We start from the raw sequence: 20,949 nt of genomic DNA on the forward strand, positions 1-20,949 counted from the left end.
GGGTTTTTTGTGCAGAAAATAGAAAGATATGATCGCTTTGAAGATGGGGTCATTGCTTGTGTACCAACGATTCTTGGGTACTTAGGGATTGGTTTTGCGATGGGGGTCGTGGGAAAAGGCGTTGGGTTATCTATTCTTGAAATTATTTTAATGTCTATTATTGTCTATGCAGGCAGTGCTCAATTTATTATTTGTGCATTACTCGCGATTCAAGCACCTTTCATGACGATCGTCGCAACCGTCTTTTTAGTGAATTTACGACATTTCTTAATGAGCTTATCAGTGGCTTCCTATTTTAAAAAGGCTCCTTTGCTTTCTGCTATCGGGATTGGGACGCTTTTGACTGATGAGTCCTATGGCGTTTTGACGACGGCACTGCAACAAGACAAACCAGTCACAGCGAAATGGACCCATGGGTTGAACGTGATGGCGTATTTGAGTTGGATCTTCGCAACCTTTTTGGGCGGACTATTAGGCTCGTTTATTCCAGATCCAGAAGCGTTAGGCTTAGATTTTGCCTTGGTAGCCATGTTTGTTGGTCTTTTTTTATTTCAAGTAGAGCGACCCCTCAAGAAGAAAACCCAGCAAACGCTCTTAGTACTCGGGGCAGTTGTGGGGACATTGATTTTATTTATGCGTTTTTCTACTGCTGAGATCGCGGTAATAGCTGCGACCTTGGCAGGATGTTTGGTTGGGACGGTGACACATCATGACTAATTTTGTTATACTAATGCTAGCATGTGGGTTGGTTACTTGGATTCCGCGAATCGTTCCTTTTTTATTTTCTAAAAAGCTCGTATTTCCAAAACCTTTCACCATCTTTTTGAGTTACTTGCCTTTGTGTATTTTGGCGGCATTGTTGGTTCAAAATTTGCTGATCTTTCGAGAAGGGCAATTTCCCATCTTGAAAGTCAAAGAAACTGTTGCCTGTATCCCAGCATTGTTGGTGGGGTATTATACAAAAGATTTGATGAAGATCGTTATCACAGGCGTTATTGCTATGGCACTGCTGCGTTTCTTTTTCTAGCAACGGGCAGTTTTTATGAAGAAGGAGAGAATAGATGAAAGACTTATTAGCATCCGTATTTAGCGGATTGATCATTGATGAAAATGAACAGAATTATTTTGTTCAAAAAGGCGGGGTTACCTTCCGACTAGCCAAGGAAGAAGGCGAACATCATTTAGGTGAAGCCGTCGAAGGGTTTGGCTATCAAAACCAAAAGCAAGAAAATGTACTCACTACGAATATTCCGAAAAGCCGCAAAGGGCATTATGCCTTTGGTACAGTCACAGGAAGCCGTCGTGACTTAGGCGTTTTCGTCGATATCGGTTTAAAAGACAAGGACATGGTGGTTTCATTAGATGAATTGCCAACAATGCGGGAACTTTGGCCCAAAAAAGGCGATCGTTTGATGGTCAGCTTGCGCGTCGACGACAAAGAGCGTATATGGGCTTCGTTAGCAGATGAGAAAATCTTCAAGGCACTGAGTAAGAATGGTACGGAACAGATGAAGAATCAAGATGTTACAGGTACCGTGTATCGCTTAAAACTAGCGGGAACCTACTTATTGACAGATGATTTTTATATTGGCTTCGTCCACCCATCAGAGCGCTATCAAGAGCCGCGTCTTGGGGAAGTTGTCAAAGGACGAGTGATTGGGGTTCGTCCAGATGGCGTCTTGAACCTTTCGTTGAAACCAAGAGCCCACGAGGCGATTTCAAATGATGCCGCCATGGTCCTAACCTTTTTAGAACGAGCACCAGAAAATAAAATTCCTTTTACCGATAAATCAGCACCAGAAGAGATTTTACAAACGTTTGGTATTAGTAAAGGCCAATTTAAACGGGCGTTAGGAACCTTGATGAAACAGCGTTTGATTGAGCAAAAAGATGGCTTTACGATTCTTGTTAAAAAACCTAATTGAGAATACTTGTTTCTTTTGCTGTTCTAATTTATAATGATTACAATGTTTGTCTTGAGTGATTCTCACTCAAATTAGAATCGTTATAAATTAGCGGCATACGGAGGCAACTATGAACACAACAGCAGCGTTAAAAAAGACCAAGAAACAATTGCACGAGTCGGGGTTCAAATTAACTCCTCAGCGAGAAGCGACGTTGTTGGTCTTATTAGAAAATGAGAAAGATCATTTATCCGCCGAAGAGATTTTCTTCTTTGTGCGCAAAAAAAATTCTGAGATTGGCTTAGCAACCGTCTATCGAACATTGGAGATTTTGACGGATTTGAAAATCGTCGATAAAGTCAGTTTTAATGACGGTGTCGCTCGTTATGACCTACGTAAAGAAGGCGCCAAACATTTCCATCATCACTTGTTGTGTTTGGAATGCGGCAATATCGAAGAGGTTGAAGAGGATCTGTTGGGCACAGTCGAAGAGATCGTCGAACAAAAGTACCATTTTTTAGTAAAGGATCATCGGTTGACATTTCATGGTGTCTGCCAAAAATGCCAAAACAAAGCCTAGTGTCTGTAGCTGGGTAATTTGAAAAAAATTTGTTATCACCCGAATGATAGTCAGATGGTTTCGATAGGAAGAGTGCTCTTTTTTCCAATTTGAAAGAAACCAAAAAATCTGCTATGATTCGGGTGTTTCCTTGGGAAAAAGATACGGGTAGATGCCTCTTTTTTGTTGGCAAGCTACTATCTAAACGAGCCAGAATTTGATATGATAAAAAAGCTGAAAGTAGAGGAAGCCCCATGAACGAACAAATTATTGATTATCTTCATTATTTGACCATTGAGCGCGGGCTATCCCAAAATACCCGTGCCAGCTACCAGCGGGATCTGCAACAGTATCTTGCGTTTTTACAAAAAAAACAAGTGACGCAGTGGCAACAGATCGACCGAGTGATCGTTTTGTCTTTTTTGCAAAGTTTGCAAGAGGCGGGAAAATCCTCGGCAACCGTGATTCGGATGGTTTCCAGTTTGCGAAGATTCCATCAATATTTGCGTCAAGAACGGTTGACAGATCATGATCCGATGCAGCATATTGATTCGCCGAAAAAACAGCAGAAGCTACCTGACACTTTGAGTTTGCAGGAAGTGGAGCGCTTGATCGAAACACCAGATACTCGAGCGGTGTTGGGCATTCGCGATCGAGCGATTTTGGAAGTGATGTATGCGACAGGTTTGCGCGTCAGCGAGTTGATCGGTTTGAAATTGAATGATTTGCATTTAAGTATGGGCTTGTTGCAAACAACCGGGAAAGGCGACAAAGAACGGATCGTCCCATTAGGGGATTTAGCGATTCAATGGATCGAAACGTATCTCAGCGATGCACGTCCGTATTTGACGAGAAAAACACCGGATGAAAGCCACCTGTTTGTAAACAACCATGGCACGCAGCTGTCTCGTCAAGGAATCTGGAAAAATTTAAAAGCCTTGGTTCGACAAGCTGGGATCACCAAAAATGTGACTCCCCATACGTTGCGCCATAGTTTTGCGACCCATCTATTAGAAAACGGGGCAGATCTGCGAACGGTTCAAGAGCTGTTAGGACACGCAGATATCTCGACCACTCAGATTTACACGCATATAACGAAGAAACGGATGACGGAAGTGTACAAGCAGCACTTTCCGCGCGCCTAGAAATCGAGGATGGAATGGAAGAAATCAAAATAAAATTAGCTGTCTTTGAAGGACCGTTGGATTTGCTGCTTCATTTGATCAAAAAACTGGAAATCGATGTTTATGACATTCCAGTTGCAACCATCACCGAACAATACATGCAGTATATCCATGCCATGAAAATTTTAGAATTAGAAGTCGCTGGTGAATATTTAGTCATGGCGGCAACTCTGATGGCGATCAAAAGCCAGATGCTGTTACCGAAACAAGAGCTGATTGCTGAAGTGGAAGAGTACGAAGAAGATCCACGAGATATGCTGGTGGCACAGCTGCTAGAATACCGCAAATTTAAGTATGCAGCCGAGCAGCTTTCCGAAAAAGCGGAAGAGCGCAGTTTGTATTATACGAAAGATCCGATGGATGTCGATGAATACAAAGAGGAAGAAGATCAGTTAAGAGCCAATCAATTCAATACGATCGATCTCTTTTTGGCTTTTCAAAAAATGATCGAGAAAAAGAAAAATCGCCAAGTACTAGAAACCAAAATTTCTCCTGATGAAAGCACCATCGATGAAAAGATGGCGGCGATTCAGCTGGAGATGCAGCATGTCAGTGCCAAAAAAGGCCGCAGCTTTGATTCGTTTTTTACGACCTACAATAAAACAGAAGTTGTGGTGACTTTTATGGCACTGTTAGAATTAATGAAAAAAGGAACGATTCGAGTAGAGCAAACAGACAATTATGCGTCGATTCTGCTCTATCCAACAGGTAAAGAAGATGAGTAAATATAGTGAATTAGAAGCGATCTTATTCGTCGTCGGTGATGAGGGGATCGGACTTGAAGAATTGAGTTACTTAGTCAAAAGCAATACTGCCAGTGTCTATCAGCATTTGCAGGAACTAAATCAGCAATATGAAGAAAATGAACATACTGCGTTGCATATTCTTGAAGTGGGCAATCATTTCATTTTGACCACCAAGAAACAATTTGCCCCTTTATTGAAGAAATATGCTGAATCACCGATGGGCAGCTCGTTGTCTCAGGCCGCTTTAGAAACGTTGTCGATCATTGCTTACAAGCAGCCGATCACTCGGATGGAAGTAGAAGAGATCCGCGGCGTCCAATCTAGCGGATCGGTTCAAAAATTGGTGGCAAAACGACTGATTGAAGAAAAAGGCCGCGTTGACGGACCAGGACGAGCGATCCTATATGGTACGACGGAATACTTTATGGATTATTTTGGCTTAAAAAGTTTGGCTGAATTACCCGATATCCAATCCATGGAAGATGAACTTGAAGAAGATGCACCGTTTGATCTTTTTTACGACCGCTACAAACAAGCAGAAACAGAAGGAGAATGAAGATGGAACGTTTGCAAAAAGTGATTGCCCATGCTGGCATCACCTCAAGAAGAAAAGCTGAAGGATTGATAACCGAAGGCCGAGTGCGTGTCAACGGGCAAGTGATCAAAGAATTAGGGGTCCAAGTTAGCTCAAAAGATGTTGTTGAAGTCGATGGTGTACCAATCGAACAAGAACAACACGTCTATTATCTATTCTACAAACCTCGTGGTGTGATTTCAGCTGTAACGGATGATAAAAAGCGCAAAGTCGTTTTGGATTATTTTGCTGAAGTTCCTGAACGGGTGTATCCCGTCGGGCGCTTGGACTATGATACCTCTGGTTTGTTATTGCTGACAAATGATGGGGAATTGTCACAGACACTGATGCATCCGAAACACGAAGTCGACAAAGTGTACGTTGCCAAAGTCAAAGGGATTGCGGATAAAAAGCAGCTGCTCCCATTGACAAAAGGGATTCGGATCGAAGGCCGTAAGACGGCACCTGCTCGCTTTGAGATCTTGTCGACAGACCAAACAGCGCAATCTAGTATTGTGCAATTGACGATCCATGAAGGACGCAACCATCAAGTCAAAAATATGTTAAAAGCAGTTGGTTTGCCTGTGCAAAAATTAAAACGGGAAAATTATGGTCCGTTAGATTTGAAAGGTCTTCGTCCAGGGGAATATCGAGAATTGTCGAAGAAGGAAGTCAGTCAGCTGAAAAATAGTGCAAAATAGTTGAAAAGTATCTGAAAACGTAACTATTGTTAATTTTTAGATTTTGTGTATAATAGAACATGTAATAAATAGAATAAAGGTTCGTCTTCAGGGGCAGGGTGCAATTCCCGACCGGTGGTTATAGTCCACGACCTATTTCTTCGGAAATAGCTGAATCGGTGAAATTCCGATACCGACAGTACAGTCTGGATAAAGAAGATAGAGCGTATTTGATTTGCTTATGGCTATTTCGAATGCCCTCTTTTTTCCCTGTGGAAAAAAGAGGGCATTTTTTGTCTGGCGCCGACAAGAAAGCCGAGGAAATTTAATAGGTTCGTTTGAAGAGGAATCCTGAACTTAGGAGGATTTATACTGATGAACAACAAAACAAGAAAAATGGTGACAATCGCCATGTGTGCTGCTATGGGAACAATTTTGCAATTTATCGCTTTTCCGATTTTCCCAGCATTCAGCTTTTTAAAGATCGATTTTAGTGATATTCCCGTGATGATCATGATGTTTTTATTTGGTCCTTGGAGCGGGGTATTGACTGCTTTCATTCGTTCGGTGCTGCATTTGTTCTTATCTGGTTTTTCACCTGCTGATATGGTGGGGGATACGGCAAGCTTTTTAGCATCATGTGCCTTTACTTTGCCAATGTACTACTTTTTCCGCAAAGGTATTCACACCAAAAACAAAATGGTTGGTGTCATCAGCGGTATCTTGTCGGTAACGATTTTTATGAGTGTGGCGAACCTATTTATGATCACACCGCTTTACCTGCGCTTTTTCGGGGTCACAGCCGATCAATTTTTAGGAATGTCTTTGCCGCAATATGTGGCGATCGGGATCTTACCTTTCAATTTGGTCAAAGGCGCAATCGTCAGTGCTGTCTTTTTAGCACTTCACGCCAAACTGCTGCCATGGTTGGCTCGTAAGCAGCCCCATCATTCTGCTATAGGAAAATAAAAAAATGAGCCGACTTGCTGTTGCAGACGAAAGGTCTGTCAATGGCAAGTCGGCTTTTTTTATTTTTCCATGATAATCGCACGGGTAGGGCATTTGCGATAAGCAGTTTTGACTTTTTCTTGTTGGTCTTCTATGATAAACTGTTGCCGAGCATTCGGTTCTTGGGCAAATAAAACGATCCCGTCTTCATCATAATCGAAGATCTCGGGGGCATAGATCGCACATAGGCCACAAGCAATGCAGCGCTCAGGAATAATTTTACAGCGTTGTGACATTTTTTAGTCCTTTCTGGAGGGGAAATATGGATTCTTTTATTTTAGCGCTGTTTTCTGATACTGACAAGCTGCGCCCATCAACACTTTATCAAATTCTCATTGGTAAGCGTACTAGCTCTGTCTTGAGTTATGCCTTTTTTTATGATCGCTTAGGTCTCTTTCAATCGTTGCCCCAGCTGAATGAGAAAGCGTATCAACAGACGCTCGCTAACTTGATCCAACGAGGGGCTCTAAGTCGAGATTCAGATGGTCTGCTGCTCAAAACGACCGCTAGAAACAGCCAGCAGCCAGGTGAACGATTGTTGCGGTATGCGAATTACTTTCGTTATGGAAGAACGACGGAGGAGGCTTGGCGTTTTGTTCGGCTGCTGGTTCAAGCAGCTGCGTATCAAGGCGTGACCAATCAGTATATTCCCGTTGAAAACACGCCACTCTATACAGAACCTGTCCGTCAGCTGATCCGTCACAATCCTGACATCAAAAAGTGCCTGTATCAAGAGCTATCAGCAATTTTTGACCAGCTTCCCGCAGAAGTGGCAGATTTTTTAGCGGGCACCTTATCTGGTCCAGATATTCTAGGGCAGGCGTTTTTTCAGCTTTTACCAGAAAATGTTCAAAGTAAGCCTTGGGACACTCTTTATGTAGGAGCTTCGATCCATCAATTTTTAACCTTGATCGAAAACACGCCCCAGACGATCCTGTTTCGAGGATTGTCGCCTTTTCTAAAGAGAAATTTAAACCAAAGCATGGTGGAAAGCCGAGCATTGTTTTTGCGAGGCGATTCTGTCGAGCAGATTATGGAAAAAAGAAGGATCAAACGAGGAACTGTTAATGATCATTTGATTGAGTGGGCATTGCTTGATCCAACGTTTCCTTTTCAGCGCTTTGATACAGCGTTGCTGAAAAAGCTGCCAGAAGCTTCTTGGAAAAATAGCTATCAAGAATTACAGGCGCTTCTTACGACTGATTTTTTGACGATTCGTTTGTTACAGATTGCTCAGAAGCGGGGGATTCGATGTTAGAAGATGCACTGAATCAGTATTTTGGTTTCAAAACATTCCGCCAAGGACAAAAAGAAGTCATCGAAAGTGTTTTAGCACAGCAAGATACGTTAGCGATTCTACCTACTGGGAATGGCAAAAGTCTGTGCTATCAGCTGCCAGGGTACCTAGTAGACGGGATCGTGATCATTATCTCGCCGTTAGTCTCTTTGATGGAAGATCAAGTCTACGGCTTACAAAAGCAAGGGGAAAAACACGCGATTGCGTTTAATAGTCAATTGGACCTTGCTGATCGCCAGTATGTGATGCAGCATTTGCAGAAGTACAAGTTTTTGTTTTTAAGTCCAGAAATGATCGTACAAGAAGCTGTTTTGCATCAATTGGAACAGGTTAAGATCGCCATGCTCGTGGTGGATGAAGCCCATTGTGTTTCGCAATGGGGCATTGATTTTCGACCAGAGTACTTGCAGCTTGGTGAAGTAAAGAAACGCTTGAAGGCACCCGTCACATTAGCCTTGACGGCTACTGCAACAGCACAAGTGGAAGCAGACATACGGCAAGTATTATTAGCAAAGAACGCCAATGTCTACCGTTATTCGATGAACCGCAGCAATATCGGCTTGTTCGTAGAGCAAACGACAGACAAAGATGCGGCATTAGCAGACTATCTCAGCCGCTTAGGCGGGGCTGGGATCATCTACTGTTCCACAAGAAGCAAAGTCGAAGAAGTCTATAACAAACTGCGTCAGCGCTATTTGGTAGGCTATTATCATGGTGGTCTCGCGAGTGATCAAAGAAAAACGTTGCAGCAGCAGTTTTCTCAGAATAAATTAAAATTACTCGTTGCTACCAATGCCTTTGGGATGGGGATCAATAAGGAAGATATTCGCTTTGTGATCCATTATGATCTACCTGATTCGTTAGAGAATTACAGTCAAGAAATCGGGCGAGCTGGTCGTGATGGCAAACAAAGCAATGCGATTTTGCTTTATCAGGAACATGATGAGCAGATCCATTACTTCTTTCAGCGAGAAAATAAAGAAGAACGCCTTGCTTTAGAACGAATGGTTCAGGAGAAGAGGAAAGAACCCTTGACACCGTTGCAAGAAAAGTGGCAGCAAAAAATGAAAGAGTTGGGGACTTCCTTTTGGCTGGAAACATTAAAACGCAATGAACAGCAAAAACAAGAACAATTACAGAAAATGTTGGCTTATATTCATTTTACAGGTTGTCGCCGACAATTTTTACTGGCGCATTTCGGAGAGGAAGCCCAGGAGAATCCTTATTGTTGCGACAATGACGGGATCGAAATAGCGGGTGAAGAACAGCTGCCCGAGAAAAAGGAAGCCCATCATTGGCAGGAACGTTTAATAAAAATTTTTAAAGATATAAATTGAATCGTATTTTGTAGGACAGTTTTTATTTACCTATGGTATAATACATCGGAAGGAAACTAGGAGGGAATACGAGTGAGCAAGAAAGACAATGACTACAATTCAGAAAATCAAGAACCGTGGGAACAACCAATCTATGATACAGAATACGATGATTCTGCATCAAGATCCCAACAAAGAAAACAAAAGCGTGGGAATTCACTCTTTTTGACGATCGTTTTAGTTTTGCTTTTCTTGATCGTGGCAATTCCGGTTGGTGCCGGTATTTGGGTATTGAACCATAACAATGATGCCCCAACCACAGCAAGTTCGAGCAGTACTGTAGAAAGTACGACAGAGTCTTCAACAACCGAATCATCAACGACGGAATCATCCACTACGGAATCGACAAGTGAAACGAGTTCGTCAACAAGTGAATCAAGTTCTTCATCAAGTAGCAGTAGTTCTGCACCAGCTTCAACGACGCCATCAAGTAGTGAACCGGCGCAACAAGAAAACAATGCGGGACAAGAGAATACGCAAACTGATCAAGGTCAAGGCGCAACTGGTACCGAGGAATACACGACAGTCCAAGCTGGCGAAGGTCCTGAACAAGTGGCAGCCCGTACAGGCATCTCAGTTGAAACCCTATATCAATTAAATGGAATTGATCCAAACAACTACATGCTTTACCCTGGCGACACCTTACGAATTAAATAAAAAACCGCTTTGGCGGTTTTTTTTCTTGAAAGAGAGAAGCCAAGGTGGACGATAAGCAGAAACGATGAAGGAATACACATCGTTGGGAAACGAGGAGTAAGAAAAATGAAAAAAATCAACATCGCTATTGATGGTCCTGCGTCATCTGGGAAAAGCACAGTGGCAAAAATCATCGCGAATGACCTGGGATTTATTTATACGGATACTGGTGCCATGTATCGAAGCATCACGTATTTAGCTTTAAAAACGGGCTGTTCACTTGAAGATGAAGCGGCGATCGCTGCTTTGATCGATCAATACCCCATCACTTTTGAACCGACTGAACACGGTCAAGAGGTCTTTGCAGGAGGAGAGCAAGTCACAGAAGCGATCCGTCAGCCAGAAGTAACCAACGCAGTTTCGAAGGTGTCGGCATACCCTGCGATCCGCGAAAAACTCGTCCAACAACAGCAGATGATCGCTAAAGATGGCGGTGTCGTGATGGATGGCCGCGATATTGGTACGGCGGTTTTACCACAAGCAGAAGTCAAGATTTTTCTGGTAGCAAGTGTGGAAGAACGCGCACAGCGCCGTTTTAAAGAAAATCAGCAAAAAGGGATCAAAACCGATTATGAGACGTTGAAAGAAGAGATCCAGCAAAGAGATTATCTGGATTCTCACAGAGAAGTCTCCCCTTTGAAACAAGCGGAGGATGCGGTTCGAATCGATACGTCTGGTTTAACGATCGAGCAAGTCGTCGAAGCAATCAAAAAAACATTCAAAGAAAAAATTGATTAACAAAAACAATGGGTGTTCCCCATTGTTTTTTTATTTTTCGAAACCAAAAGATGAAAGTGAGTAAGAAAACAGAGGTGAAAAGACTTTTTTAACGAAAAAACCGTAGTTTTTTAGGAAAATAAGAGAAATCGCTTTATTTTTTTTTCATTCTATTTTAAACTAAAAGATGTAGTGCAATTATTGCAGAATTGTTGGTTAGGAGGACATGAGAGATGACAGAATTTGAAAATAATCAGGTTGAGAGTGGAAATGAATCAATGGAAGCCGCTTTAGACAATTTCCAAGAAGTAAAAGTTGGAGATATCGTTAAAGGTGAGGTATTGGCCATTGAGGATAAACAAGCGATCGTAGGGATCGAAGGCGCCGGCGTTGAAGGCGTTGTTCCTGCAAAAGAATTATCAACTTTACCTGTTGAAGACATCAACGAAGCAGTCAAAGTTGGGGATGTCTTAGAATTGGTTGTGATTTCAGCAATTGGTAAAGACAAAGAAAACGGCAGCTATCTCCTTTCTAAACGTCGCTTAGACGCGAAAAAAGTTTGGGAAGATATCGAAAAAGATTTCCAAGAAGGAAAAATCATTGAAGCACCAGTCACCAACGTCGTTAAGGGCGGGTTAGTGGTTGATGTAGGTGTTCGTGGGTTTGTCCCAGCATCAATGGTCGAAGACCATTTTGTTGCGGATTTCGAAGATTACAAAGGGAAAACATTGACCTTCAAAATCGTTGAGATCGAGCCTTCAGAAAACCGTTTGATCCTTTCTCATAAAGCAGTTGTCGAAGCAGAAAAAGCAAAACAAAAAGAAGCTTTATTAGCTGATTTATATGAAGGACAAGAAGTAGAAGGAAAAGTAGCGCGTTTGACCGACTTTGGTGCCTTCGTAGACCTTGGCGGCATCGATGGACTTGTCCATGTCTCTGAAATTTCTCATGGACATGTTGGCAAACCGAGTGACGTTTTATCTGTTGGCGATACCGTCAATGTGCGTATCTTATCTGTTGATGCAGACAAAGAACGTGTGTCACTTTCGATCAAAGACACATTGCCTGGACCTTGGACCAATATTGAAGAGCAAGCGGCTGTTGGCAGTGTCTTGACAGGGACTGTTAAACGCTTGACAAGCTTCGGTGCGTTTGTGGAAGTCTTCCCAGGTGTTGAAGGGCTGATCCATATTTCACAAATCTCCCATAAACACATTGCGACACCACATGAAGTCTTACAAGAAGGTGATGAAGTGCAAGTGAAAGTGCTTGAAGTGAACCCTTCAGAACACCGAATCGCATTAAGTATCAAAGCATTAGAAAAAGCCGAAAACACCAATGAAACACAAGAGGTTTCAGAGGACGACTATCAATTGCCAGAAGAATCAACTGGTTTTACTATGGGTGATATCTTAGGTGATGCCTTAAAAGACAGCGACGAAGAGTAATTGTATGCCATCAGCTTATAACGATTCGATGTTTGAATTTGTTATAAGCTGGTTTTTTGTTTGCCAGGAAAGCTTGCAACTTTCCATGGCTTTAGGTAAACTAAGTAAGATTGAATACAAGAAGCAGCGTACAAGGACTGCTTTTTTAAATGGAGGGTAAAAAATGTCAAATCCAACAATAGCGATCGTTGGACGTCCGAATGTGGGGAAATCGACCATTTTCAACCGGATAGCTGGAGAACGAATTTCGATCGTTGAGGATACTCCAGGAGTGACCAGAGATCGTATTTATGCCACCGGTGAATGGCTAGGCCGTGAGTTTAGCGTAATCGATACAGGTGGGATCGATTTAAGTGATGAGCCGTTTATGGATCAAATCAAGCATCAAGCAGAAATCGCCATCGATGAAGCAGATGTCATTGTTTTTATTACGAGTGCTCGTGAAGGAGTAACCGATGCTGATGAGCTTGTGGCTCGTTTGCTGTACAAAAGCAACAAACCCGTGATTTTAGCCGTCAACAAAGTTGATAATCCCGAGATGCGTACCGACATCTATGAATTTTATGGTTTGGGTCTAGGCGATCCATACCCAATCTCAGGAAGTCATGGATTAGGGATCGGGGATGTTCTTGATGAAGCAGTCAAACACTTCACCAATGAAGCAGAAGAAGAAGATGATTCCATCATCAAGTTTAGTTTGATTGGTCGTCCAAATGTCGGTAAATCCTCTTTGATCAATGCAATTCTAGGGGAAGAGCGAGTGATCGTTTCTGATATCGAAGGAACGACTCGTGATGCGATCGATACCCATTTTACCAGCGAAAGCGGTCAAGAATTTACCATGATTGATACGGCAGGGATGCGTAAAAAAGGGAAGGTCTACGAGTCTACTGAAAAATACAGTGTGATGCGGGCGATGCGGGCCATTGAACGCTCAGACGTCGTCTTGATGGTCTTGAACGCCGAAGAAGGGATTCGCGAGCAAGACAAACGGATCGCTGGCTATGCCCATGAAGCAGGCCGTGGAATCATTATTGTTGTCAATAAATGGGATACATTGAAAAAAGAAACGAATACGATGCGTGATTTTGAAGAAGAAATCAGAGACGAATTCCAATATTTGGATTACGCGCCAATCATTTTTGTTTCCGCAGTGACGAAACAGCGCTTGAATAAGCTGCCGCAATTGATTGAAGAAGTCAGCATGAATCAAAACATGCGTATTCCATCTGCGTTGTTGAATGACGTCATTATGGACGCTGTGGCGATCAACCCAACCCCAACAGACAAAGGCAAACGTTTGAAGATTTTTTATGCGACGCAAGTAGCTGTCAAACCGCCAACTTTTGTTATTTTTGTCAACGAAGAAGAACTGATGCATTTCTCTTATGCACGTTTCTTAGAAAATCAAATCCGCAAGGCATTCACTTTTGAAGGAACGCCGATTCGGATCATTCCTCGCAGAAGAAAATAGAGATTTTATCATACTTTGTTTCTTTTTACAAAGAAATCTGTCCTTTTCTAGAAAAATGGGAAAAAACCAAAAAAAAACCCCCTAAAAACGTTAAAATCCTTGATATTACAAGGTTCTTATGATAACGTTATATCAGAATATTGATGGTAATCAATATTTGACAAAAACCTTGGACCACTCAAGATTTTTGTTGATGCATGACATCAAAAAAAATATCAGGAGGTGAAACCATCCATGGCAAATAAAGCAGAATTAATCGAAAAAGTTGCAGCAGCTACTGACTTAACTAAGAAAGACGCAACTGCAGCAGTAGACGCTGTATTCTCAACAATTCAAGACGCTTTAGCTAACGGTGAAAAAGTTCAATTGATCGGCTTTGGTAACTTTGAAGTTCGTTCTCGTGCAGAACGCAAAGGACGCAACCCACAAACTGGTGAAGAAATCAAGATCCCTGCTAGCAAAGTACCTGCATTCAAACCAGGTAAAGCTCTTAAAGACGCAGTGAAATAATTGAGTCTTGTAGAAACCCTTGAGTAATCAAGGGTTTTTTCTTTTGTCTAACTAGGGACTGCCACCATGCAGGCGGATCGAATGGGAAAAGAAATGGTTATTATTGTCAGAAAATTCAAAAATATTTTTTGTTTTTCTTTTGGTCTAAAAAAAACAAGGGTTGCGGGCTCACTTTAATTCTCAAGCAAGAATAAAGTTGATTTAAAAGTCATTTTTATCAAAAGAAGCAAGCGATTAAATGACATCTAATGTGAGGAAGGTTTCCTTGGAATTGTCATTATTGAAAAAAAATTCAGAAAATTCGTTGACAAGTGTTTTTGCAAAGGGTATATTGGTAAACAATTACAAGAACGTTACTATTTCTAATGAAGGAGCCATTTTCTATGCGCAATTTTAATCAATATTTATTAGTCATTATTATTGATACCAGGACTTAGAACACGGAAGCAAAAATTATCCGTTTGTTTGAGTCCTATTTGCGTAAGTAAAATGGGATTCTGGCAAAGCATCCCAGTTTTTTATAACCGGGATGCTTTTTTTTATTCCAAAATGCAGGAGATGATGAGTGTGAGAAGTGATCAGATTAAAAAAGGGATCGATGCAGCGCCAGCTAGGAGTCTGCTCTATGCCACAGGACAAGTAAAAAATATCCATGACATGAACAAGCCATTTATTGCGATATGTAATTCCTATATCGATATTGTGCCTGGACATGTGCATTTACGGGAGTTAGCAGATATCGCTAAGGAAGCGATTCGTGAAGCTGGCGGCATCCCTTTTGAGTTCAATACGATCGGTGTGGATGATGGCATTGCGATGGGCCATATAGGCATGCGTTATTCGCTACCCAGCCGAGAATTGATCGCTGATTCCGCAGAAACCGTGATCAATGCTCACTGGTTTGACGGCGTATTTTATATCCCGAATTGCGACAAGATCACTCCTGGCATGATTTTAGCAGCGATGCGGACGAACGTACCGGGGATCTTTTGTTCTGGCGGTCCGATGAAAGCCGGTATTGATCCACGGGGCCACCAGATAACCTTGTCTTCCATGTTTGAAGCCGTGGGGACTTACAAGACTGGCAACATGACGAAAGAAGACTTTGAATTTATGGAGCAAAATGCCTGTCCGACTTGCGGTTCCTGTGCTGGGATGTTTACTGCCAATTCAATGAATTGTCTCTTAGAGATCTTAGGATTGGCAATGCCAGGCAATGGTACGATTCTTGCCGTGTCTGAAGAACGACGAGAACTAGTTAGACAAGCCGCCTTTAAGTTGATGGATCTTGTTGAAAAACAAGTGAAACCTCGAGACATCGTGACCAAAGAAGCTATTGATGATGCCTTCGCTTTAGACATGGCGATGGGGGGTTCCACCAACACAGTGTTGCATACCTTAGCGATCGCCAATGAAGCTGAGATCGATTATGACTTAAGACGGGTCAATGAAATCGCTAAAAGAGTGCCTTATCTCTCAAAAATCGCGCCATCATCAGCCTATTCGATGCACGATGTTCATGAAGCTGGCGGCGTTTCCGCAATCATAAGGGAGCTTTGTGATATCGAGGGAGCGATTCATCCTGATCGACCGACTGTCACAGGCAAGACGTTACGAGAAAATGTCGCTGAAGCGAAGATCCACAACGAAGAAGTTATTCATCCCAAAGAAAACCCGTATAGTCCTGTGGGTGGTCTATCGATCTTGTACGGTAATATCGCCCCAGAAGGCAGTGTCATCAAGGTCGGTGGGGTCGATCCAAGTGTCCAAGTGTTCAAAGGCAAAGCGATCTGTTTTGATTCACATGATGAAGCAGTTGCTGCCATCGACAATCATACCGTACAAAAAGGACATGTTGTAGTGATCCGCTATGAGGGACCAAAAGGAGGACCAGGTATGCCAGAAATGTTGGCGCCTACCTCAAGCATCGTTGGACGTGGGTTAGGCAAAGATGTCGCCTTGATCACCGATGGTCGCTTTTCAGGAGCGACCCGAGGAATCGCCGTTGGCCATATTTCGCCAGAAGCCGCTGCAGGCGGTCCATTAGGCCTTGTCAACGATGGCGATGAAATCATTATCGATTTACCAAATCGAACGCTGAATCTGCAAGTATCTGATGAAGAGCTTGCCCAGCGTGCGCAAGAACGACCGAAGTTTCGTTCAAAAGTGAAAAAAGGATGGCTTGCACGTTATACCGCTTTAGTGACTTCTGCCAATACGGGCGGGATTATGCGAGTACCTGATGAGGAGGAGTAGCAATGGAAAATATCGAGTATCAAGCATCGCATCTAAGGACTGGCGCACAAGTATTAGTGGACAGCTTACAAGAGCAAGGCGTCGAAATGATCTTTGGCTATCCTGGCGGCGCCGTCCTGCCGTTATATGATCAATTATATGATGCAGCGATTCCGAATATTTTGACGCGTCACGAGCAAGGCGCGATCCACGCCGCTGAAGGCTATGCCAAAGCTACTGGCAATGTTGGGGTCGTTTTAGTGACGAGCGGACCAGGTGCTACAAATGTCGTCACGGGCATTGCCGATGCTATGAGTGATTCCGTACCATTGGTAGTTATCACGGGACAAGTGGCGGTACCAGGAATTGGCAAAGATGCCTTCCAAGAGGCGGATATTCTGGGTATCACGTTGCCGATCACGAAGCACAACTACCAAGTCCGCTGTGTCGATGAGCTGCCAAAAGTGATCGCTGAAGCCTTCCATATCGCTTCCACAGGGCGAAAAGGACCGGTTGTCATCGACCTTCCGAAAGATATTACATTACAAGAAACCGCTGAAACCTGCTCATTGCCGATCACAAGGAAAAGTTATCAGCCGACGGCAGAGCCATCCCGTCTGCAAATCGAAAAACTGATGAAAGTCTTGGAAAAAGCTCAGCGACCAGTGGTACTGGCGGGTGCAGGCGTGATCGCTGCTGAAGCTGCAGCTGAACTAAATGCATTTATTGCCAAGTACAAGTTGCCGACAGTGACAACGTTGCTTGGCTTAGGCTTACTGCCAAGTGATCATCAATTTTTCTTAGGCATGGGCGGTATGCATGGCACCTATGCGGCGAACATGGCTTTATCAGAAGCCGATTTGATTATCAATATCGGCTCTCGCTTCGATGATCGCCTAGCAACGGCCGGCAGTCAGTTCGGCAAGCAGGCGATCGTTGCTCATATCGATATTGACCCAGTGGAGATCGGCAAGATCGTAACGACAAAGATCCCAATCGTCGGCGATGCCAAGGCTGCTTTGCAGCAAATGCTGCGGTACCCACCAACAAGAGGAACCTGGACGACTTGGTTGGATCTATGCCAAAAACGGAAAAAGGAAAAACCTTATCGCTATGATCGCACTCAGACACAAGAGATCAAACCACAAAAAGTCATCGAAGAAGTAGGGCGTTTGACTAAAGGAGAGGCTTACGTCATCACCGATGTTGGTCAGCATCAAATGTGGGTCGCGCAGTATTATCCTTTTCGCTTTCCCAAACAATTGATCACCAGTGGCGGACTAGGAACGATGGGCTATGGCATCCCTGCAGGAATCGGCGTTCAATTTGCTCATCCAGAAAAAATGGTCGTGGTGTTCGTTGGCGATGGTGGATTTCAAATGACGAACCAAGAATTTGCGATTTTGAATGAGTATGGCTTGAATGTCAAATTTGTTTTATTGAACAACTGCTCTTTAGGAATGGTTCGCCAATGGCAAGAAACATTCCATGGCAAGCGGCGCTCTGCCTCCGTTTTTGCGCAGCAGCCTGATTTTGTCAAATTGGCACAGGCTTATGGCATTGAAGGCTGTCGGATCGATGCCCCAGAGCAACTGGCTGATCAATTGGCAGCAGCTTTTTCTCAAGCTGGGCCGCAGCTGATCGAAGTAATGGTCTCGCCATCTGAGCATGTGCTGCCGATGATCCCACCGGGGAAAGCCAATCATGAAATGATGGGGGTCTAAGGGGATGAAACGGGTATTAGCAGCAATCGTCCATAATGAAGCAGGTGTTTTGAGCCGTATCACGAGTGTCTTGAACCGTCGTCAAGTCAATATTGAGAGTATCTCTGTCGGTACGACAGAACGACCAGAGTTTTCACGTATGACGATCATTGTCAACGTGAACGATTTGGCAGAAACAGAACAAGTGACTAAGCATCTGAACAAGCAGATCGATGTCTTGAAGGTTTCTGATATTACAGAAGTTCCTCATATCGAACGGGAGCTGGTGCTGATCAAAGTCAATGCGCCAACCACAAGCCGTTCGGAGATCCAAGCAGTGATCGATCCATTTCGAGCGCACATTGTCGATGTGGCACTAAAAACAATCGTTGTGCAAGTTGCTGGCGATACGAAAAAGGTAGAAGCATGCATCGAAGTTTTACGTCCATACGGCATCAAACAATTGGCACGGACGGGTGTCACTGGCTTTACAAGAGGGTAAGTGCAATTTTGAATTGCTTAAAATAAAGAAAGAATTCGGAGGAAACAAGTATGGTAAAAGTATATTACAACGAGGAAGTTACAGATAATCTAGGAGACAAGAAGATTGCGATCGTCGGCTACGGCTCTCAAGGGCACGCTCATGCGCAAAATTTACGGGACACAGGTCATGAAGTCTTTATCGGCATTCGTGAAGGAAAATCAGCGGAAGCCGCAAGAAACGATGGATTTGAGGTTTTCCCAGTAGCCGAAGCCGTTCAAAAAGCGGATGTAGTCATGATCTTGGCACCCGATGAGATCCAAGGATCGTTGTATAAAAATGAGATCGAACCGAATCTTTCTGCGGGCAATGCATTGGCATTTGCTCATGGTTTCAATATTCATTTTGATGTGATCGCGCCACCAAAAGAGGTGGATGTTTTTCTAGTTGCGCCAAAAGGACCAGGTCATTTGGTGCGTCGAACCTTTACCGAAGGGTTTGCGGTACCAGCCTTGTTTGCAGTTTATCAAGATGCGACTGGTAACGCACAAGCAACGGCTTTATCCTATGCAAAAGGCATTGGTGCCACACGGGTCGGCGTTTTGGAAACGACCTTTAAAGAAGAGACCGAAACCGATCTTTTCGGTGAGCAAGCCGTACTTTGTGGCGGTTTGACCAGTATGATCGAAGCGGGCTTTGAAACATTGGTAGAAGCGGGGTACCAACCGGAATTGGCTTATTTTGAAGTTTGTCATGAATTGAAACTGATCGTTGACTTGATTTATGAAGGAGGCTTCAAAAAAATGCGCCATTCGATCTCGAATACGGCTGAGTATGGTGACTACGTTTCTGGTGCTCGGGTAATCACTGCACAAGCCAAAGAAAACATGAAAGCCGTATTGACAGACATCCAAAACGGCCAATTTGCGAAAGGATTCATTGAAGACAATCAAAACGGCTTCCCTGAATTCCATAAAATGCGTGAGGAAAACGGCAATCATCAAATTGAAAAAGTCGGCAGCGAGTTACGGAAAATGATGCCGTTTGTTGCGAAAGATTAGGAGGGACGCGTTTGTTGGTGACAGTTTCTGCAATCGAACAAGCCTACGAGCGACTGCGGGGAGCAGTTAGTCATACGCCGCTGCAGTATGATCGCTTTTTATCTGAGAAGTATCAAGCGACGGTCTTGTTGAAGCGAGAGGACTTGCAAAAAGTCCGCTCCTTCAAATTACGAGGTGCCTACTATGCGATCACCCAGGCAGATCCTGAACTGACTCGTCGTGGCGTCGTCTGTGCCAGTGCCGGGAACCATGCGCAAGGTGTTGCTTATACCTGTCAAGAACAGCAGATCCGAGCGGTCATTTTCATGCCGACAACGACGCCACAGCAAAAAATCGCGCAAGTCCTCTTTTTCGGTGGAGATTATGTCAAAATCGAATTGGTGGGAGATACGTTTGATGCGGCAGCCCAAGCGGCTAAACACTTTGCAAAAGAAAAGCAAATGGCTTTCATTGCTCCTTTTGATGATCCCAATATTATCGCAGGACAAGGAACAGTAGCCGTGGAAATGTTGGCGGATGCTGAAAAAAAACAAGTATCGATCGATTTAGTGGTGGCTGCCATTGGTGGCGGTGGTTTGATCAGCGGGACCGCAGCCTATTTGAAAGAAAAGCAGCCAAATATAAAAGTTGTTGGAGCAGAACCTGTAGGGGCAGCCTCGATGCAAGCCGCCTTTGATCATCAAGGACCGGTGGCTTTAGAGCATATTGAAACCTTTGTCGATGGTGCGGCAGTCAAACAAGTCGGAGCTCAGACCTATGCCCATGCCAAACGCTATGTGGATCAATTGGTAACGGTGGAAGAAGGTGCAATCTGCCAAACGATTCTAGAATTATACAGCAAACAAGCGATCGTCGCTGAACCAGCTGGTGCCTTGAGCGTGGCAGCCCTGGATGAGATCAAAGAGCAAATCAAAGGCAAGACGGTCATCTGTATTGTGAGTGGTGGTAACAATGATAGTTCCCGCATGGCAGAGATCGAAGAGAAATCACTGATCTATCAAGGATTGAAACATTATTTTATCGTCAATTTCCCACAACGTCCCGGTGCGTTGAAGGAATTTGTTAGCCATGTATTAGGTCCCGATGATGATATCACTAGGTTTGAATATACAAAAAAAATCAATCGTGGAACAGGACCAGTAATGCTGGGAATCTTGTTGAAACACAAAAAAGATCTCCCCGCATTACTGTCACGAATTGAACAGTTTGACCAAAACTATATCAACCTTCAGCAAAATCAATCACTCTACTCACTTTTGGTTTAAGAAAAAACATGATTTTCCTTTGGAAGAAGAG

At 43.5% G+C, this 20,949-nt stretch carries 22 protein-coding genes and 1 riboswitch; of the genes, 21 read left to right on the plus strand and 1 reads right to left on the minus strand.

The annotated features are described in order from the left end of the window. The first annotated feature begins 9 nt into the window (after positions 1 to 9). The 9 genes from A5883_RS03995 (at position 10) to A5883_RS04040 (ending at position 6,616) form a co-directional block, all read left to right on the plus strand. On the plus strand, positions 10 to 717 hold the full coding sequence (locus tag A5883_RS03995; RefSeq protein WP_086338028.1) for an AzlC family ABC transporter permease: 708 nt from the start codon (positions 10 to 12) through the stop codon (positions 715 to 717). Next, complete coding sequence (locus A5883_RS04000) at positions 710 to 1,027, plus strand: AzlD domain-containing protein (protein ID WP_010749225.1); 318 nt, start codon at positions 710 to 712, stop codon at positions 1,025 to 1,027. The genes A5883_RS03995 and A5883_RS04000 overlap by 8 nt, the downstream gene beginning before the upstream one ends. 34 nt (positions 1,028 to 1,061) lie before the next feature. Further along, a complete protein-coding gene (locus A5883_RS04005) occupies positions 1,062 to 1,925 on the plus strand; it encodes a CvfB family protein (RefSeq protein WP_015510077.1) in 864 nt (287 codons plus the stop codon). A 109-nt stretch (positions 1,926 to 2,034) separates the two neighbouring features. Beyond that, positions 2,035 to 2,484: a ferric iron uptake transcriptional regulator gene (gene fur, locus A5883_RS04010; RefSeq protein WP_015510076.1), complete on the plus strand. Its 450-nt coding sequence runs from the start codon at positions 2,035 to 2,037 to the stop codon at positions 2,482 to 2,484. Positions 2,485 to 2,717: 233 nt separating this feature from the next. Next, a complete protein-coding gene (gene xerD / locus A5883_RS04020; RefSeq protein WP_015510075.1) occupies positions 2,718 to 3,608 on the plus strand; it encodes a site-specific tyrosine recombinase XerD in 891 nt (296 codons plus the stop codon). Positions 3,609 to 3,622: 14 nt separating this feature from the next. Continuing rightward, positions 3,623 to 4,372 (plus strand): segregation/condensation protein A, encoded by a 750-nt coding sequence (locus tag A5883_RS04025; RefSeq protein WP_005229314.1) that lies wholly within the window; start codon positions 3,623 to 3,625, stop codon positions 4,370 to 4,372. Continuing rightward, on the plus strand, positions 4,365 to 4,949 hold the full coding sequence (gene scpB, locus A5883_RS04030) for an SMC-Scp complex subunit ScpB (protein WP_005229316.1): 585 nt from the start codon (positions 4,365 to 4,367) through the stop codon (positions 4,947 to 4,949). Before A5883_RS04025 ends, scpB begins: the two co-directional genes overlap by 8 nt. 2 nt (positions 4,950 to 4,951) lie before the next feature. After that, a complete protein-coding gene (locus tag A5883_RS04035) occupies positions 4,952 to 5,668 on the plus strand; it encodes a pseudouridine synthase (RefSeq protein ID WP_060792339.1) in 717 nt (238 codons plus the stop codon). Positions 5,669 to 5,747: 79 nt separating this feature from the next. Further along, positions 5,748 to 5,872, plus strand: a riboswitch (FMN riboswitch). 150 nt (positions 5,873 to 6,022) lie between these two features. Continuing rightward, entirely contained in the window at positions 6,023 to 6,616 is a 594-nt protein-coding gene (locus tag A5883_RS04040; RefSeq protein WP_086338029.1) for an ECF transporter S component, read from the plus strand. 59 nt (positions 6,617 to 6,675) lie between these two features. Here the strand turns inward: A5883_RS04040 and A5883_RS04045 are convergent, their stop codons facing one another. Next, entirely contained in the window at positions 6,676 to 6,891 is a 216-nt protein-coding gene (locus A5883_RS04045) for a ferredoxin (protein ID WP_005229322.1), read from the minus strand. Positions 6,892 to 6,917: 26 nt separating this feature from the next. Between A5883_RS04045 and A5883_RS04050 the strand changes: the two genes are divergently transcribed. The 12 genes from A5883_RS04050 (at position 6,918) to ilvA (ending at position 20,918) form a co-directional block, all read left to right on the plus strand. Then, positions 6,918 to 7,913: a helix-turn-helix domain-containing protein gene (locus A5883_RS04050; RefSeq protein WP_086338030.1), complete on the plus strand. Its 996-nt coding sequence runs from the start codon at positions 6,918 to 6,920 to the stop codon at positions 7,911 to 7,913. Beyond that, positions 7,907 to 9,289: a RecQ family ATP-dependent DNA helicase gene (locus tag A5883_RS04055; RefSeq protein ID WP_086338031.1), complete on the plus strand. Its 1,383-nt coding sequence runs from the start codon at positions 7,907 to 7,909 to the stop codon at positions 9,287 to 9,289. The genes A5883_RS04050 and A5883_RS04055 overlap by 7 nt, the downstream gene beginning before the upstream one ends. Before the next feature lie 72 nt (positions 9,290 to 9,361). Further along, complete coding sequence (locus A5883_RS04060; protein ID WP_015510072.1) at positions 9,362 to 9,985, plus strand: LysM peptidoglycan-binding domain-containing protein; 624 nt, start codon at positions 9,362 to 9,364, stop codon at positions 9,983 to 9,985. A 105-nt stretch (positions 9,986 to 10,090) separates the two neighbouring features. After that, entirely contained in the window at positions 10,091 to 10,762 is a 672-nt protein-coding gene (gene cmk / locus A5883_RS04065) for a (d)CMP kinase (RefSeq protein ID WP_086338032.1), read from the plus strand. Between the two features lie 212 nt (positions 10,763 to 10,974). Then, positions 10,975 to 12,189 carry a 30S ribosomal protein S1 gene (gene rpsA / locus A5883_RS04070; RefSeq protein ID WP_005229333.1) on the plus strand — a complete coding sequence of 405 codons (1,215 nt, stop codon included), beginning with the start codon at positions 10,975 to 10,977 and terminating at the stop codon, positions 12,187 to 12,189. A 163-nt stretch (positions 12,190 to 12,352) separates the two neighbouring features. Beyond that, the gene (gene der, locus A5883_RS04075) at positions 12,353 to 13,663 is read left to right on the plus strand and encodes a ribosome biogenesis GTPase Der (protein WP_005231911.1); all 1,311 of its coding nucleotides are present in this window, start codon (positions 12,353 to 12,355) and stop codon (positions 13,661 to 13,663) included. A 234-nt stretch (positions 13,664 to 13,897) separates the two neighbouring features. Next, positions 13,898 to 14,173 (plus strand): HU family DNA-binding protein, encoded by a 276-nt coding sequence (locus tag A5883_RS04080; protein ID WP_003126821.1) that lies wholly within the window; start codon positions 13,898 to 13,900, stop codon positions 14,171 to 14,173. 567 nt (positions 14,174 to 14,740) lie between these two features. Then, positions 14,741 to 16,429 carry a dihydroxy-acid dehydratase gene (gene ilvD, locus A5883_RS04085; RefSeq protein ID WP_015510070.1) on the plus strand — a complete coding sequence of 563 codons (1,689 nt, stop codon included), beginning with the start codon at positions 14,741 to 14,743 and terminating at the stop codon, positions 16,427 to 16,429. A 2-nt stretch (positions 16,430 to 16,431) separates the two neighbouring features. Then, a complete protein-coding gene (ilvB, locus tag A5883_RS04090; RefSeq protein WP_086338033.1) occupies positions 16,432 to 18,132 on the plus strand; it encodes a biosynthetic-type acetolactate synthase large subunit in 1,701 nt (566 codons plus the stop codon). A gap of 4 nt (positions 18,133 to 18,136) precedes the next feature. After that, entirely contained in the window at positions 18,137 to 18,613 is a 477-nt protein-coding gene (gene ilvN, locus A5883_RS04095) for an acetolactate synthase small subunit (RefSeq protein WP_005229349.1), read from the plus strand. A 50-nt stretch (positions 18,614 to 18,663) separates the two neighbouring features. Further along, positions 18,664 to 19,653: a ketol-acid reductoisomerase gene (gene ilvC / locus A5883_RS04100; RefSeq protein ID WP_005229350.1), complete on the plus strand. Its 990-nt coding sequence runs from the start codon at positions 18,664 to 18,666 to the stop codon at positions 19,651 to 19,653. An 11-nt stretch (positions 19,654 to 19,664) separates the two neighbouring features. Further along, entirely contained in the window at positions 19,665 to 20,918 is a 1,254-nt protein-coding gene (ilvA, locus tag A5883_RS04105) for a threonine ammonia-lyase IlvA (RefSeq protein WP_086338034.1), read from the plus strand. Positions 20,919 to 20,949 lie beyond the last annotated feature (31 nt).

It is taken from the genome of Enterococcus sp. 5B3_DIV0040, from assembly GCF_002140755.1.
In the GTDB taxonomy this organism is placed as follows: Bacteria; Bacillota; Bacilli; order Lactobacillales; family Enterococcaceae; genus Enterococcus_D; species Enterococcus_D casseliflavus.